This window comes from Bacillus sanguinis (genome assembly GCF_018332475.1).
GTDB classification, from domain to species: domain Bacteria; phylum Bacillota; class Bacilli; order Bacillales; family Bacillaceae_G; genus Bacillus_A; species Bacillus_A sanguinis.
This window is the reverse complement of sequence record NZ_BOQB01000082.1, coordinates 1-16,557: the sequence shown is the minus strand read 5'-3', so window position 1 is coordinate 16,557 and position 16,557 is coordinate 1. Positions and strand designations below refer to the sequence as shown.

Here is a 16,557-nt window from a genome sequence, read left to right as displayed (position 1 = left end):
GGACCGATATGAAACTAAAAAAATCTCCCCTACTCTTACTCATAATCACATTTATATTTGTAATTACAGGGCTCGGTTTTACATACTTCAAACATAATAAAACAATCCCATCGAAAAATAACGTGACGAAGAAAAATTGGTTAGATGACCCGTATTTACGTTGGTCGTATACACATATGAAAGAATTCACTTTAATTAACGAGGTGAAAAATAACCCGGATCACGTTTCCCACTTCTCTACTGCATTGCAAAGCTTAGACGATTTTGCCGTGGAGCGTAGATTTGGAAATACAACTCCTCTAAAAAAACTTTTAGACGATAACAAAACGGATGCTTTTGTCGTGGTACATAATGGTCAACTTGTTTATGAAAGATATTTCAACGGGTATAACGAGAGTGAACCTCATGGCATGGCATCATTAGCGAAGGTCTTTACCGGATCAATTATACAATCTCTCGCTGAAGAAAATCGTATTGACTTAGAAAAAACAGCTGACGCATATATAAAAGAATTAAAAAATACACCGTTCGGTAATGCCACACTTCAACAATTATTGGACATGCAAGTTTCTGTAGAATATCCTACTCACGGATATGAACATCCAGCGTTAGAAAATCAAGATGCACAACTATATTTAGCTAGCAATATTTTACCACGCGGTAAAAACTACGACGGCCCGATGAAAATTTATGATATGTTACGAGAAGCAGAAGAAACTGCACCGCCTGGTTCCGATTTCTCTTACGATAACGGGTCAGCCGAAACACTCGCTTGGGTTATTCGAACGATCACTGGTAAATCATTAGCAGAAAATGTTAGCAAGCGAATTTGGTCTCAAATTGGTATGGAAGAAAACGCTTATTACGTTACAGATGAAACAAAAATAGAACAAGCTAGCGCTGGTTTAAATGCAACTGCTAGAGATATGGCTAGATTTGGGCAATTACTATTAAATAACGGGGAATATAACGGAAAACAAATTCTCCCTTCTTCTATTACTGAAAATATAAAAAATGTCCAAGAAGGTGAACTTGCAGTTGGCCATGGAGCTTCCATTTCTTATCATAATCAATGGTGGATTCCGCACAATGAACAAGATGCTTTTGAAGTATTAGGTAGTTACGGACAAACGCTTTACATCGATCCGAAAGCGAATATGGTAATTGTCCACTTCTCTTCTAACGCTACGCCAAGTAATGAAATCCATTCAGTTTACTCTAATATGTATATTGATATTGCACATCATTTAGAAAAGCTTCCACAGTAGTGGAAGCAGAAGTTTAAACCTTATATTTATGACTATTTGATTGAACACACAATCTGTTGTGTTGAAACATCAATATATCTAAAAAAGGAGCTCTCTTGATAAAGAGAGCTCCTTTTTTTATTTCTTCTTCTTTTCTGTCGGTTGACTTTGTTTAGCGAAATTAGATGAATCATCAAAATTTGGTTGCTTTTTTCCAGCATTATTACTTCTACCTTTTCCCATATGTAATGCACCTCCCCTCATCCTTACTATTCCCAATAAAAAAATCCTCTTGCATCCAGAAGTTTTTTTATTGTCCCTTATTCATAAGGCACCACTGTTCTCGTAGTAATTCCAACACTTTCAGTTAGAGAAGCTCCCACAGTAGTGGAAGCTTTTTATTGTTGGGGTGTTTTATTTAAACCCATTACCCTCATCATGTTTATTCATAATGAAACTTTTTATTAGCAATCCAATAATACGTTACGAAGAGTGTCAAAAAGATCCAAACTATAGTTAGTAATCCTGTAATTATTGCGTTTAAATTTACTCCCCCTGTGACTAACGTTTCCATTGCATACTTACTCATACTGGCTGGATTAAGCTGATCCATTATTGGATTCAAACCGATGATTACTCTACAGGCTAACAGGAAAACAATTGAAATTAATGCAATAATACCTTGACTGTGAAAAATAGCACTTATCATCGTTGTGAAAGATACGATAAAAAGAACCCAAATTAAATAAAATAGTAATCCAGTAAGTAGGTGCACGAATGGAACAGCAGTAAAAAGATAATTTATATATAGATAAGAAGTAACGTATCCAATTGTTACACTACAAGCTACCAGTAAATAGTTTGACACTATTTTCCCACCTACATATGAAGTAACAGTAACCGGCCTTGTCAAAATAAAAGCCAACATACCATTAGCTTTATCTGTTTGAATGGCACCCATCATAGAAATCACTAGAATCATAAGTCCCAGCTGATCAAACTGAGATCCCAAAGTACTCGCTAATACTTCGCCCCCTTTTTGTGCTACCATACTCGGATCAATGGTAATTCCCTGTCCTCCACCTAACGCTTCTAGAATTGATGGTAAATAATGAGTTACTATCGGCTGTGTTGCGCCTAAAAATATAAAAACAATTGGTAGCCAAATGATTTTGAAATCACGTAGCATTTGAACACATTCTTTTTTTATCAATACCAGTAAGTTACTCATTTTTGCACCACCAATTTCAAGAAAATTTCTTCCAAAGTATCGTTGCTTATTTCAAATTTAACGATGTTCACTTTATGTTCGAGTGCATTTTGCAGTAACATATTTTTGTTTATTTCAATACTTTCAACCTTCACTTTGATTTTAAGCCCAATTACTTCTACGCTCTTCACATACGGTAATTTTTTTACAACTTCAATCCACTTTCGGTCTTTAGTTGTTATTTCAATGATTAATTTATTTTCGCTATTGCGGTGTAAAAGCTCAGTAATTGTTGTATCTTCTATCTTTGTTCCATCTTTAATCATGACAAATCGTTCACAGATTTCTTCTGCATCACTTAATATATGGGTTGATAATAAAATGGTCGTATCTTTTTTTATTTCTTCAATGAGATTTAATACTTCCCTTCTACCGATTGGATCTAATGCGGATACTGGTTCATCCATGACAATAAGCGCCGGTTTATGCAGTAATGCTTGTGCAATACCGAGTCTTTGTTTCATTCCTCCAGAAAAGGTACTCACCTTTGAACCTTCTTCTCCACTTAATCCAACTTTCTCCAAAATCTTTGGAATCGACTTTGACACTTCTTCTTTTTTCAATCCCGAAAGTTGGCCCATAAACGTAAGCGTTTCTCTCGCTGTCATCCAATGAAAAAAATTAGGATATTGCGGTAAATAACCAATTTCACTTTTCATTTTTGATATTTTTATCCCATTCAATAAAACTTCACCAGCAGTTGGATGAATAATATCCGAAATTACTTTTATTAATGTAGATTTCCCTGCTCCGTTTGGTCCAATTAATCCGACGCATTCCCCCGCTTGCAGTTCCATCGAGAAATTATTGACAGCAATTTTTCCTTTAAATGATTTTGTTACATTTTTAATCTCTAATTTCATAATTTCTCACTTTCCTTTCTCCCTATAACAAAGTACAAGATAGGTCCCAATATATTAACGAAAAGAATAATGAACGTCCATACAAGTACATTTTTTCTTGTTTTCCTATGTCGATATAAATCAATGAATGCTATAAAAACTAAAAGTGCCCCCACTGCAATAACTGGCAATATAATGGGTAGAAAAGCCATAATATCAATGTCTTTAAGATCATTCAATCCATAATGTATTTTCATTGTCATCACTCCTTTCAAATCTCATTATCATTATTGATAATGATAAAATAAAAATGGATGGATTGCAATCATTATTCTCATTATTTATAATGAGAATAAAAAAACAATACATAAGGTGATATAATGAGTAATAAAGTTGAAATTTTAATGCATCCAGTAAGAATGAAAATTTGCCAAGTGTTAATGAGAAATAAGGAAGATGGGCTAACACCATTAGAAATGGTAAAAATCATTAAAAATGTACCACAAGCAACACTATATAGACAGCTACAAACTATGGTTGATTCTGGTATCGTCCATGTAATTAAAGAAAAAAAGGTAAAATCTGTTTCTGAAAAATATTACGCAATCAATGAAGAAGATGCAAAAATTAAAGGAAGTGAATGGAAAGGATTATCTGATGATGAAAAGTTAAACTACATTTCCTATTATCAATTATCACTTATGACACAATATCAAAGTTACCTTAAGAAATTAGAGGAACAAAACAGTCAAGAAGATAGTGCTACTTTCTCTGTAGTAGAATTAAAGCTAGATGAGGAACACTTTGGAAAGTTTCAAAACGAACTTAACGAATTAATGATTAAATACTACAATAGCCAAAGTAAAAATAACGAAATAGAGGCTCCGGTTCGGACCATCGCTATTACAATTATTCCAGAAACGTAAACTAACTCAACATACATAATACAAGCCGATGCTTCCTTACCATAGGAAACATCGGCTATCTTCATGTCGAAAATTATTTTGATTTCTGCTTTATGGTTGGCGAAAAAACTGAACTTGAAGCTGAAATGTTTTAGAATCTAGAATTCGAATGCGCTTAAAGCTGCTATCTATATTACATGAATTCTTTTCTCATGTTAGTCTTATACGACGATCTACACTCTCTCCAAACACTTTATAAACTTTACATTTAATTAACTAAATTTCATAGACTATTAGAGTAAAATATAAATTTGCTGGGGAGAAACCCCGATCTACTTTCACCTAATTAAAAAAGCGCCCTATAACCAGGGCGCTTTACTCCAACCTAATGACTAATAGTAGCAGTTGGGTATAATGTTGTTCCTCCAATTGAAACCTTTATTTCATTTGTTAGTGGAACATTTTGTTCATTAATAATGGTTCTCCACCATTCCCATGCAAGACCTGTACATTCTCTTGCTACGATTTTTATATTTTTTGAATTCGGAGGAAGTGGTATAACTGTAGAGTAATGAGCCGTTTTGTCTCTGCCGCTTCCTTCCCATGTTTTATGTGTTAATATTTCTTTCCCATTTTGATCAAATGTGAATTCATCCCAAGATACATCAAATTGAGCAACGTAAGCACCGTAATGATCAAGTGTCATTTTAGCACTTGAATATTCTGTAGTTGTCGTCTCGATATAATCTGTATTGTTATGAACAGCAGCAGTTGCATTATCTTTTAAGAAAGTGCTTGTATATGAAATTGGGTATGCTGGATTTTTAAAACTTAATTCAGCATTATCTTTAATGATATTTCGGATTTCATTGAAATCTTTTGTAACAACCTTGTTATGCTCTTTCGCATCTCCGCCTAATACGACAGCAGTAAAGGTACTTTCTTCAAAAATATCTTTGTACTGTCCACTCGTTTCGACGCTGTTATTCTTAAGTAAAGCTTTAAAAGCAGCTTGTACATCTTTACTCTTAGATGTTGTTTCTAATTTTACATAAACCGTTCTACCATAAGCTACATTTGAGACCATAACAGGTGGAGCTGAATTACTTACTCCTTTACGAATTAGCTCATCAAAAGTAACACTATTATCAAATAGATCGGATGGATTGTTAGGTAGTTCAGCACTTACGGTATAGAATATTTGCTTATATGCCGCCACCATCACTTTTTTCTCTCCATTTGCAACCGCATTAAAATCAATGTTTAGACTGTTATCAAGATATTTAGCATTAACATTAAGAGCACTTGCAATTTGTGATTTACTATAAACCATAGATTCTGTATACTGCATTCTTGCCGGTAACGTATGTGTTGTAGAATACTTTTCATTCCAAGTAGATACTAAATCATCTACTGCTCCAGCTACATTACCATATGTCGGATTTTGGACAGTGATTGTATTTTCTTTTCTCATACCAGGTAAGTCTATACTAATATTCAAAGGCTTTCTCTTAGCCACTAATAAACTCGGTTGATTGTCTGCAAAAGCTTTATTGGCAAGTTGTACAGCACCTGGATACGTACGATTCACTACAGAATCAATAATCGAAATATCGACTGGTGACGTTGTAAGTGATTTTTTCTCACGTTCCACTACTACAAATTTACCATTTGAATTAATACTTTCTTTCGGAACAAAACTCTCTACTTTATCACCATTTACAGCTAAAACCTCTTGATTATTATATGTAAGATTTCCTATACCAGTATCAATACTACTAGCATTTTTAGTTATATCATTTGCATGACCGGCTTGTGTTTCTGCGAAAGAAATAGATGAATAATTAAGAGTGCATAGACTAACTAATAAACATGCAAGGAACTTTCTTCTCTTGGTATTTTTCTTAATGTTCAGAAAAATCACCCCATTCTTTTTTAGTAAGATATAATAATGATGGATACATAATAGCTAACGAATAAACTTACATAAACGCTTTTAAAAGTTCTTGAACTAAAGGAATTACTCCACCTAAAAATTTTAAAACTGCCATTGCGATTTCCATATTACTTCCTCCTCTTTGCTGTATTAAGATGTGTTGTATATTTATGCTTTCATTATAATAAGCTTTTACATTTGCATCAATTCATTTTTATATGCAATATTTCATATTAGGTAAAAAGCAACTTTTTCTGTCAGGGTGATAATGCTACTACTCTTCTTGAACATATTTCAATCCCTCTAAAAATATCTGAATTTTCTATTTTTAAAAGGGGATTCAAAAATCAACCTCGAATAATTGTAATAAACATACATAAGGAGGTTGATCTATTTTGTTTCGTTCTTTTACTAATGGTTGCGTCGCCTTAGTGCAACGTTTCTTGCCAGAACCGTTTATTTTATCATGTTTATTAACTGTTTTTGTTATTTTCTTCGGCATGTTTGCAACGCACCAAACACCCGTGGAAATGATTAATCACTGGGGTAATGGCATTTGGGGGCTTCTCGCTTTTTCTATGCAAATGGCACTTGTACTCGTGACAGGATCTGCTTTAGCAAACGCTCCTCTTATTAAAAAAGGATTAACGAAAGCTGCAAAACTACCGAAAACGACTGGACAAGGTATTATTGCCATTTCAATTGTAAGTTTACTAGGGGCATACATAAACTGGGGATTTGGTATTGTTGTATCTGTTTTATATGCAAAAGAAGTGGCAAGGCAGCTCGAAGGATTGGATTATAGACTAGCCATCGCCTCTTCTTACTCTGGATTTCTCATTTGGCATGCGGGGCTTTCTGCTTCTATTCCTCTTACGTTAGCAACTGGCGGTGAAACGTTAATTAAAACGACAGCTGGCAGTATTAAAGAAGCTATTCCAATAACAGAAACACTATTCTCGCCATACGCTCTCGTTCCAGTTATTATCTTTTTAGTTACGATGCCTCTCATTAATAAAGCGATGCATCCGGATGAAAAACATACGATTACAGTAGATCCTAGCGTATTCCACGAAGAAGCTGCCGCTCAAGAGGTCGAGAGAAATACGTTCGCTGAAAAAATGGAAAATAGCATTATTATTACACTTTGCGTTGGATTGTTAGGTCTCATTTATATTTTCAATTACTTTTATACGAAAGGCTTTAACCTTACTCTCGATATCGTGATTTTTATGTTATTAATTGCTGGACTTATTTTTCACCGTACTCCGATTCAATATATTCGCGCTTTTTCAGACTCTACGAAAAGTGCTTCTGGTATTTTACTTCAATTTCCGTTTTACGCAGGAATTATGGGGATGATGATTGGAGCAAATAGTGAAGGACTTTCACTTGGAGGAGCTATTTCGAATTTCTTTATTAGCATTTCAAACGAAACGACTTTCCCTCTCTTTACTTTTTTAAGTGCTGGCATCGTTAATATTTTCGTTCCATCTGGCGGCGGCCAATGGGCTGTGCAAGCACCTATTATGATTCCAGCTGGTGCTGAACTTGGTGTACCTGCAGCAAAAACAGCAATGGCCATTGCATGGGGCGATGCTTGGACGAATTTAATTCAACCATTTTGGGCATTACCGGCATTAGCGATAGCTGGTTTAGGCGCTCGTGATATTATGGGATTTTGCGTTGTGAACTTACTATATGCAGGTTTTATCATAAGTCTATGTTTCTTATTTATTTAAACGAAAAGCTAGTTTTATACTAGCTTTTTTACATAATAAATCATTTATTTCCCATGCAATTTATTATGGTCTTCCACTCTATCTCTGTAAGATGTAATGCCTCAAATGTAAAAAAGTCTTCACATACTTTTTCGATTAAATGTGGATTTTCCCTCAAGAAATTCCACTGTAATGCTTTAGGAAGAAAATATGTATCATATTCTTTACTTCCTCTTACTATCTCATCCACTTCTCTTTCACAAATTCCTCTTATTAAGTAGTCATTTCTTAATTGTATTTGAATTTTCCCAAACGTTTCGCTACATGTTTTCAATTGAAGTAAACATGTAATGTACGTTCGCAAAAGTTCGTTATCATACCCACAACAGTTTATAATACGATCGATTTCATTCATAACGTACGAGCCTTTTCTTCTATTTGTAATAACCACTTTTCCCGCTTCTCTCGTTTACTCGTTTTCACAGATTGAAAAACTGACCGTTTTATATCCCGAATGCCGCAAAAACGTAAAACACCTCTCTTCATCATAATCCAATCTGCTGATCGATATAATAGTGCAACGTACCATAACGGTGAATCTAGCGTATTAATCACCCACGCCTTCTTACCTTTCAATAAGCCTTTCGGCAGGGTGCCTTCATATTTATAAGCAAATCCAGCTACGAAAATACGATCAATAAATCCTTTTAAAATAGCAGGCATCCCCCACCACCATATCGGATATATAAAGAGAAGCATATCCGCTTCTTCCACTAACGTTCTGTACCGAGCTGTTTCTTCTTCATTTACTAAATCACGCCTTTTCCTCTCTTTATTAAAAACAAGTACTGGATCAAATTGTTCTTTATATAAATCAAGTACCGTAACCAAATGATTAGTTTCTTGTAATCCTTTTTGCACATGCTTTAAAATCGCCGCATTAAAACTGGAAGGACTAGGATGAGCGTATACAATCAGTACATTCACTACAAAACAACTCCCTCTATAAGTTAAAGTTTCCCCTTCTTTAACATTTTCTCTACAATTTGCACGTTTTTCGAACTTTGTAACAAGCGATGTAGTACCGTTAGTAGCTCTTCCTTTTCTAACTTTTTTAGTTTCTCTTTCACCGTACTCTCACCAGCATCTTGAATATCATAAACAACTGCCGCCATATGTTTACAATAATTTTCATAGGGACACTCGCAGCTACTTTTTGCAAAATCTTCAAGATCAATAATCACTTCATAGTCTCCTGCATTTCCAGTAACGAAAGCAAATATTTTCTTGTCTTGTATTTCAACATCTTCTACATGTCCTTCTTCATAATATTCATACCCTTTATCCATAATGTACTTAGGAATCCATTTCGTTATATCATGTAATAAGTAAGCGTACATAGCAACACCTCTTCCTTTAATTCCCTTTTGACTTCTAGAGCCACTGCATGTTATTCTAATAACTGTCAAATAGCAAGTCTATATGACAAAACGACTGACACCTATTCGGCGAAGGTGTCTCTTTTCATTTGCAGCCGATATGAAGTGCCTCTTTCAGGCACATTCAATCTTTGACACTACACACTCAACACCATTCCCTGTATCAGGCTGCTTAAGCAGTCTTTTACTCTACATACTTCAAAAAAAGAGAGCTTAGCTCCCTTTTCTCGCCTTATAAAATACCCCTTTTTCAGTATAGAGATATTCATCAGCTAATGTAATTTTCCCATCCAGTTTCAGTTCATCTAATAGTCTTGATAAATAAAATTGATGTAACATCTTTTTCGTGAATTTTCCTTCATGATGCAAAACGATATGTTCTTGAATATCTAACAATGATATTGGCTTATCTTGCTCTATCATATATTCATAAACTGTACTACGCAGTTTTACGTATTTTTCGAGTGTCACAGTAATGCGCAACCCCTTTCTTCTTAATATAAATTTTCGTAATCGGTTTTTTTGCAACAAAAAAACCTCTCCGATAAGAAGAAGTTACGTATATATCTTCGTCTTATCTCCCAGAACAAATATGTTCTGCTGGAATTAGCACCTGCATCGCGGTTGCTGGGTTTCATCGGGCCAGTCCCTCCACCTCTCTGGATAAGAAAATATTCACTTAATTCTTACTATACGTAATTTCATTTTAATTGTCAAACAAATATAACAAATAATATTTTCTTCTTTACTGTTCATACTATACATATATGAATATGCAAGGAGGATTATGAAATGCATCAAAATGCTCGCGGATATGTACAAGATTCTTTTCAATCATTACAAGAAGCAAAACATTGTTTAGAAGAAGCACTACAGACTGTTGAAAAAGATTTTAATCGCGCTCGTATTGAGCAATCCCTTTATGCGATCGAACAAGCTATTCAACGCTGCGATTACACCGTTCACATTTTAGAACAAGATTGAAAAAACTTCCCATCATAAGGTGGGAAGTTTTTTCAAATGGCATACTTCATAATTATTGCCGTTATGATTAAAAAATATACAGAATTCACAATTTCTAAAATCCCTACTTTTATAATAGAAATTTTTTTACCATACAACATAATGGCTCGAATGACACTCGGTATAAAGATAAGAGAACACCATGGATTGATTGCAAATACAATGATTGTTAATAGAATATGATAACCCCATGATATAAAGCGATACTTCGGATTATTTTTCTCACGAATCATCGTTTTCACATAAAACGTACTTCCTAAAAAATATAAAAATGAAATAAGCGCAATAAATAATGCTGTGTTATCTATAAGTTTCATTGAAAAATAATAACTAACTAAACCACCAGTACAGAAAACAATAATTGCACTAATGTCATTTAGTAATGCTCTTTCATTCTTTTGACGAGCGTAATACATATTTACTATAAAGAATGGAATCATGACTGCTACGAATAAAAGAATGCGCCATTCATATAATAGAGAAATCATCCCAAATACAAAAGCGATGATAAAATACACAATTGCTACATGTAAATACTCTTTTTTTCGTTTTTGCTTTATGTACGTAAGAAATGGATACGTAGCTAAATAGATAAAGAACCAAGCTAAAAACAATGGAATATGATACATAGTAGGTTTCCCAAGTATGACACTTAATAGAAATGGTATAACGAGCATGGCCCATGCACCATGTTGCTTCGGAATAACTAACTTCATTAACTATACACCTCCCTTTTGAAAATAGTTCTCACCTACTATTATACAAATAAATTTATATAGTAACGGGTATATATTGAATCTATTTTTTGACAATAAAAAATGCTCCTTACAATATGTAAGAAGCATGAAAGAGGCAAACGAATATGTAAGTCGCGACCCTACCTTATATGAGTATGCTTTTCTATACCATGTTATGCTCATCTAATATGCCATATTTCTTTTTAAATCTTGTAAGAATCGTAATCCAAGACGTACTAAATAATAGTAAGAAAACGACATTAGAAATTGCATGGCTCAAATCGAAATAAAAACTTGCGATATAATACGAAATGACTGTTTCCCACGTTGCCTCTCGTATAAAACCGAGAAGTCCCCAGAAATTCATAATCCAGCCAAATAAAAATCCAACAAACAATCCGTATAGAAGTCTTCCCCATAGCTTTTTCATTAAAAACGTATTACGTAATAATCCAGCTATAAAACCGATCATACCCCATGAAAACATTTGCCACGGCGTCCACGGACCTTGTCCTAAAAAGATGTTAGACACAATCGCTGCTGTTGCCCCAATCATAAATCCGGTTTCACTTCCAAACACAATTGCAGAAACGATAATAACAAAAGAAGTCGGTTGTACACTTGGTAAAATAGAAAATGGTACGCGGCTCACTGCTGCAATTGCTGCTAATACAGCAACGAGAACAATTTCACGTGAAACAAACGCTTTCCTTTCAAAACGGATATAGAACGGTAACATAATAACAACTAATAAAAACAAACTACTTAACATGTAATAACCGTCCATAATAAGTGTAGTAAAGAGTAATGTGCCAATTATTACTGCAAAAATACATATTATGAATGCAACATATCGTTTGGACACGCTTCGTACACATCCTCCCACGTTAATGCATATGGCAATTCTTTTCGAATGAATCGGTTAATAGATGTTGTATAAAAGAAGTTTCCACTAAAAAATTCTTTCGGTGCATCATTCATAATAACTGCTCCGTCAAATAACATCATACATTGATCAACGTATTTCGCTGCAAACTCAATATCATGCGTTGCCATTACAATTGTTGTACCTTCTTGTTGTAACTTTCTAAATAGCTCGCCTACTCTTTCTTTCTTCCATGGATCTAACCCCTTTGTCGGTTCATCCAGTAATAATAAAGTTGGCTTTGATAATAACGTTGTACATAACGCAAGTAGTTGTTGCTCTCCCCCGCTACAATCATGCGGATGGCGTTCTTTAAGTGCATATAGCCAAAACTTTTTAAGCTGATGTTCTGCTATTTCTTTTCCTTGTTCTCCATATAATTCACGCGCTCGTTCATACACCTCGTCCCACACTGTATCAAATGTAAAATGATAATACGGATGTTGTGATACATACCCGATACTTTTAAATCGTTCTTTCGAATCAATTTTATGTATCACTTTCCCATTCCACTTTACTTTCCCTCTTCTCGCTTTTTGCAATCCCGCTAAAATCGTTAACAGTGTAGATTTACCTGTACCATTTTTCCCAACGAGAGCTACCCATTTTCCTTTTTCAATTGATACTGTTAAGTCTCGTAAAATAAGTGGGCTACTTTTTTCATATTGGAATGAAATATGCTCTGCACTTAAAATGACTTCTCGCTTTTCACTTTGTGCGATTGGCGCATTCACATATGATATCGCTGAAAAGTTATTCAATTTTATTTGCGCTTCTCGCACTGTAAACGGGATATCTTTCGCATTCCACTCTAAAAACAATCTTGGAATTTGCGGAATAAATGGACGAAAGTTTTCTACTTCCCACATATTCGTGATAACTGTTTTAGGATTACCATCATACACGATTCGACCATTATTCATACAAATAACGCGCGTAGCAAGTGGTATCACTTCATCTAAACGATGTTCACTTAACACAATCGTAATGCCAAGTTCTTCGTTAATACGTTTTAACAATCCTAAAAATTCTTTCGCAGCAATGGGGTCTAACTGCGCCGTCGGTTCATCTAATAATAATAATTTCGGCTGCATAACTAATACCGCAGCTAAATTGACAAGCTGCTTTTGCCCGCCAGATAACGTATGAACAGATTGGTGCAATAAATCTTGAAATCCTAAGAAGCTAATAAGCTCTGCTATTCGTTTTTGAATAATCTGTGATGGTAACCCGATATTTTCTAAAGAAAATGCTAATTCTTGAATGACCGTATCCATTACGAGCTGATTCTCTGGATTTTGAAATACCATACCAATTTCTTGTGCAGATAATAAATCAGGTATTTCCTCTAATAAAACGTCATCATAAAAAATTTCTCCTGAACGTGTACCAATTGGAAGTAATTCCTTTTTAAAATGTTTTAATAAAGTCGTCTTTCCAGATCCTGATCCTCCAGCAAGTGCAATAAACTCTCCTTTTTGAATAGAAAGAGAAATATGCTGTAACGCATATTCGTTTTCATCAGCATATACAAATGATAAATTGTTTATTTCTGCATGCGCCACCATAGCCACTCCCTTCCTTCCATTATAATTGGTAAACTAATAAACATCGTAAATACGCCGAACATCATTCCATCATATTGCTGAAATAGAATAGATTCGACTTTCGGATAAATGATTAACTTTCCTCCGCCATATGTACTACATATAATAGCAATGATAAGTAGAATACTTAAATAACTGAGCGTATACCAATCTCGTCTTTCCATTCTATACCGAATATATGTCGTACGCTTCGTTACACCAAATCCACGAGCTTGCATAGAATCTGCTGTTTGTAGCGCATCTTCTAACGAACAAATTAATAATACTTGCAACAGTTGCATACCATTTTTCACTCGTTCCACAATTGAACCTGCATCTACTTGTACACCTTTCGTTTTTTGGACAAGTGTTATTTTCTGTAATCGCCTCATAAACAAAGGAACAAACCTCACTGTAATCATCGTTAACAATGCTACTTTCGGTGAAATTCTAGAAAATAAATATAAAAATTTATGACTTGAAATAATATCATTATACGAAGCAAACGTAAACATAATCGCAACTAGTAATAACCCCATTACTACTCCAAACATAATTGCCTCAAGCTTAATACGGCTATCACCTAACCAAAATAATGTAGTTCGACCTCTATGCGTTAATAACGAATTAAATAAAATGACCATAAAAAAGAAAACGATTGTGCTCGGTAACATCTTTCTTATCTTTTCGCTATTCCCTTGCATCACATTGATTATAACGATTAATAGAATTGCTCCAATTAAAAAAAGAGGATGAAGACACATCATACATAGTATCATCACCCCGATATAATAGAAAAAATTCACAAAAGGATGTAAAGAAGAAAAACTTATTTTCATAGTCCTTTACCGAGTACCTTTCTTATTTTAATACATACACCCACTCGATTGTATCTCCTGGTTTAACTGTTACTACACCTGCACTATGGTTTGGAAACGCACCGTTCACACGATATTTCCATCCACTAGTATCTGTAATATCTTTTTCATATAAATCATTAATACCTTTTACATAAACATCGCCTTTAGACCCACTCGCATCCACATCTAAACCTGTGCGTTGTAATACTTTATATACTGTATCGCCTTCTTGTACATCCATTTTTTTCGCACCTAATAAGTACCCTTTATCACCTTTTACTGAGATCGTAACTTGTTTTGCTTGTGGTTTAGGTGGAACTGGTGTTGGCGGTGGAACTGGGTCTGGTACTGGTTTTGGCGTTGGCGGAACCGGTACATTTTTTGGTTCCTCAGGATTTCCTTTCTGCTCCTGCTTCGGTGTTTCTTTCGGCTGATTCACAACCTTCGCTTCTTCTTTTACTTCTTGTGCTTTCGGTTGTTGTTGCTGTTGTGGTTTCTCTTCTTGTGCTTTTTGCTGTTCTGATTGCTTAGTAACAGGCTGTTCCTGCGGTTTTTCTTCTTTCTTTACTTCCGGTTGTGCCTGTGGCTTTTCTTCTTTCGGCTTCTCTTCTACTTTTTGTTCTTTTTGCTCTTTCTGCTCTTCTTGCTTATTTTGCTCTTGTTCAGCTTGTTTTTCCTCCGGTTTTTCTTCCGGTTTCGCTTCATCTTGTTTCTCTTCTTGTTTTGCTACCTCTTCTTGCTTTGGTTCTACTTTCTTCTCAGGCTTTACAGCTGCCTCTTCACATCCAGCAAGTAGCCCAAGTGAAAGCATTAAAGAAATGATCCATTTCATCTTACTCATGTTGTCTCTCACCTTTCATATTAAAAATTAGGAGCAAATATTTGCTCCTAATTTTTGTTAAGCTGCTTTACGTCTCCATAATACATATGCAGAAGCGATACATAATACACCCATACCTACTTCTGTAGCTGCACTATGAGAAGATGCTCCTGTTTTTGGTAACGTGCTACCGTTTCCAGATTTTTCATTTTTAACCGTTTCATTATCGACAACAACTTTTAGAGTGTCATCTTTCGTTTCTTGTTGTACTTGTTCTTGTGGTTGTGGTTGTTCAGTAACTTCTTTTTCTACTACAACATTTTCTGAATCCACATTTGGTTTCTTATCGATTTCAGGAACAGATACATTTGACCAGTCATAAATCGATTTTCCAATATTTTCAAACTGAAGTAGCGCTAATAACGCTTGCTCTGTAGCCATTCCGCTACCGTTTTGATCACTTGGTAACCATTTGAATTCACCATTTGGAAGTTGATATGACAGTAGATTTTGCATTGCCTTATGTAGACGATTTTGATCTACATCTTTCACAAGAGATAATCCAATAATTGCTTGCGCAACACTATTAGAATTTTCTTGTCCATCAGCAGAGAAACCACCATTTTCTAGTTGCTCTTTATATAAATAGGCAACAGCTTTTTCTACAGCTGGCTTCACATCTGGTCGATCTTGATAAGGAGCTAATGCTGATAAAACCATACCTGTTACATCCACGCTACTAGCACTGTCTTTACTGCTTGTACTATCGTAAGTCCAGCCGCCATCCGTATGTTGCGCGTTTAAAAGCGCATCTACTAAAGCAACTCGATTCCATTTTGAATTCACTGGAACTTCATATTCCTTCGTATCAAATGCAAGTAATGCAAATGTATAACCTGTAACAGAATTCACTTTATCTGATTCGTACAATTTTTGAACTAAATTATGTTCGCCAACCCTTGTAGGGTCTGCTTGCATTGCATTCATCATAATAATCGTTCTAGCTAAATCTGTCGCTGAAAAACGGTTAATGCGCTTTTCTACTTTTTCAGTTACTGACTTAACATAATTTAATTTCGCCTCAATTGGAACATTCTTTCCAGAACGAGAAAGGCCTAAAGCTACCCAATCACTTTCAATTCCATCTTGTAACATCTTTTCAGATGTCTTAGAGATCGCGTCATTTACTTGCGCCGCTGGAACTTGAATGTTCTCTTGCTTTGGTTGTTCTGGTTTTTCTTGTTTT

Annotated in this window: 18 protein-coding genes and 1 riboswitch; of the genes, 4 read left to right on the top strand and 14 right to left on the bottom strand. The window is 34.9% G+C overall.

All coding sequences use genetic code 11. The features are described 5' to 3' along the window. The first annotated feature begins 8 nt into the window (after nucleotides 1–8). Nucleotides 9–1,268 carry a serine hydrolase domain-containing protein gene (locus KI369_RS10850; RefSeq protein WP_212955954.1) on the top strand — a complete coding sequence of 420 codons (1,260 nt, stop codon included), beginning with the start codon at nucleotides 9–11 and terminating at the stop codon, nucleotides 1,266–1,268. Between the two features lie 421 nt (nucleotides 1,269–1,689). On the opposite strand, the gene KI369_RS10845 is transcribed toward KI369_RS10850, so the two are convergent. Genes KI369_RS10845 through KI369_RS10835 form a run of 3 tightly spaced genes read right to left on the bottom strand, consistent with a single transcriptional unit; the run spans nucleotide 1,690 to nucleotide 3,616 of the window. Next, a complete protein-coding gene (locus KI369_RS10845; RefSeq protein WP_212955953.1) occupies nucleotides 1,690–2,478 on the bottom strand; it encodes an ABC transporter permease subunit in 789 nt (262 codons plus the stop codon). After that, complete coding sequence (locus tag KI369_RS10840; RefSeq protein ID WP_212955952.1) at nucleotides 2,475–3,380, bottom strand: ABC transporter ATP-binding protein; 906 nt, start codon at nucleotides 3,378–3,380, stop codon at nucleotides 2,475–2,477. Before KI369_RS10840 ends, KI369_RS10845 begins: the two co-directional genes overlap by 4 nt. Beyond that, entirely contained in the window at nucleotides 3,377–3,616 is a 240-nt protein-coding gene (locus KI369_RS10835) for a PLD nuclease N-terminal domain-containing protein (RefSeq protein WP_212955951.1), read from the bottom strand. Before KI369_RS10835 ends, KI369_RS10840 begins: the two co-directional genes overlap by 4 nt. A 123-nt stretch (nucleotides 3,617–3,739) precedes the next feature. On the opposite strand from KI369_RS10835, the gene KI369_RS10830 reads away from it, so the two are divergent. Continuing rightward, entirely contained in the window at nucleotides 3,740–4,285 is a 546-nt protein-coding gene (locus KI369_RS10830; protein ID WP_212955950.1) for a transcriptional regulator, read from the top strand. Between the two features lie 364 nt (nucleotides 4,286–4,649). On the opposite strand, the gene alo is transcribed toward KI369_RS10830, so the two are convergent. Next, entirely contained in the window at nucleotides 4,650–6,188 is a 1,539-nt protein-coding gene (gene alo, locus KI369_RS10825) for a thiol-activated cytolysin family protein (protein WP_212955949.1), read from the bottom strand. A gap of 407 nt (nucleotides 6,189–6,595) precedes the next feature. Between alo and KI369_RS10820 the strand changes: the two genes are divergently transcribed. Beyond that, the gene (locus tag KI369_RS10820) at nucleotides 6,596–7,942 is read left to right on the top strand and encodes a short-chain fatty acid transporter (RefSeq protein ID WP_212955948.1); all 1,347 of its coding nucleotides are present in this window, start codon (nucleotides 6,596–6,598) and stop codon (nucleotides 7,940–7,942) included. A gap of 40 nt (nucleotides 7,943–7,982) precedes the next feature. On the opposite strand, the gene KI369_RS10815 is transcribed toward KI369_RS10820, so the two are convergent. The 4 genes from KI369_RS10815 to KI369_RS10800 all read right to left on the bottom strand — a co-directional run bounded on the left by KI369_RS10815 (nucleotide 7,983) and on the right by KI369_RS10800 (nucleotide 9,891). Next, on the bottom strand, nucleotides 7,983–8,336 hold the full coding sequence (locus KI369_RS10815; RefSeq protein ID WP_212955947.1) for a group-specific protein: 354 nt from the start codon (nucleotides 8,334–8,336) through the stop codon (nucleotides 7,983–7,985). Beyond that, complete coding sequence (locus KI369_RS10810) at nucleotides 8,333–8,908, bottom strand: NAD(P)H-dependent oxidoreductase (protein ID WP_212955946.1); 576 nt, start codon at nucleotides 8,906–8,908, stop codon at nucleotides 8,333–8,335. Before KI369_RS10810 ends, KI369_RS10815 begins: the two co-directional genes overlap by 4 nt. A gap of 23 nt (nucleotides 8,909–8,931) precedes the next feature. After that, a complete protein-coding gene (locus KI369_RS10805; RefSeq protein WP_212955945.1) occupies nucleotides 8,932–9,321 on the bottom strand; it encodes an SWIM zinc finger family protein in 390 nt (129 codons plus the stop codon). 252 nt (nucleotides 9,322–9,573) lie between these two features. Next, entirely contained in the window at nucleotides 9,574–9,891 is a 318-nt protein-coding gene (locus tag KI369_RS10800; RefSeq protein ID WP_238484912.1) for a hypothetical protein, read from the bottom strand. 40 nt (nucleotides 9,892–9,931) lie between these two features. Continuing rightward, nucleotides 9,932–10,030: riboswitch (SAM riboswitch) on the bottom strand. A gap of 122 nt (nucleotides 10,031–10,152) precedes the next feature. On the opposite strand from KI369_RS10800, the gene KI369_RS10795 reads away from it, so the two are divergent. After that, nucleotides 10,153–10,344, top strand: coding sequence for a hypothetical protein (locus KI369_RS10795; RefSeq protein ID WP_000554029.1), 192 nt, complete (start codon nucleotides 10,153–10,155; stop codon nucleotides 10,342–10,344). A 32-nt stretch (nucleotides 10,345–10,376) separates the two neighbouring features. Here the strand turns inward: KI369_RS10795 and KI369_RS10790 are convergent, their stop codons facing one another. The 6 genes from KI369_RS10790 to KI369_RS10765 all read right to left on the bottom strand — a co-directional run. Continuing rightward, nucleotides 10,377–11,099: a YwiC-like family protein gene (locus KI369_RS10790; protein ID WP_212955943.1), complete on the bottom strand. Its 723-nt coding sequence runs from the start codon at nucleotides 11,097–11,099 to the stop codon at nucleotides 10,377–10,379. Nucleotides 11,100–11,283: 184 nt separating this feature from the next. Further along, nucleotides 11,284–11,985, bottom strand: coding sequence for an ECF transporter S component (locus KI369_RS10785; protein ID WP_000044896.1), 702 nt, complete (start codon nucleotides 11,983–11,985; stop codon nucleotides 11,284–11,286). Then, nucleotides 11,958–13,613, bottom strand: a complete 1,656-nt coding sequence (locus KI369_RS10780; protein WP_238484914.1) for an ABC transporter ATP-binding protein — start codon at nucleotides 13,611–13,613, stop codon at nucleotides 11,958–11,960. The genes KI369_RS10785 and KI369_RS10780 overlap by 28 nt, the downstream gene beginning before the upstream one ends. Further along, the gene (locus KI369_RS10775; RefSeq protein WP_074609243.1) at nucleotides 13,592–14,470 is read right to left on the bottom strand and encodes an energy-coupling factor transporter transmembrane component T; all 879 of its coding nucleotides are present in this window, start codon (nucleotides 14,468–14,470) and stop codon (nucleotides 13,592–13,594) included. The genes KI369_RS10780 and KI369_RS10775 overlap by 22 nt, the downstream gene beginning before the upstream one ends. A gap of 22 nt (nucleotides 14,471–14,492) precedes the next feature. Continuing rightward, on the bottom strand, nucleotides 14,493–15,332 hold the full coding sequence (locus KI369_RS10770) for a DUF4430 domain-containing protein (protein WP_212955941.1): 840 nt from the start codon (nucleotides 15,330–15,332) through the stop codon (nucleotides 14,493–14,495). Nucleotides 15,333–15,389: 57 nt separating this feature from the next. Next, nucleotides 15,390–16,557, bottom strand: a 1,168-nt coding sequence (locus tag KI369_RS10765; protein ID WP_212955940.1) for a prenyltransferase/squalene oxidase repeat-containing protein, incomplete at its 5' end; no start/stop codon positions are given.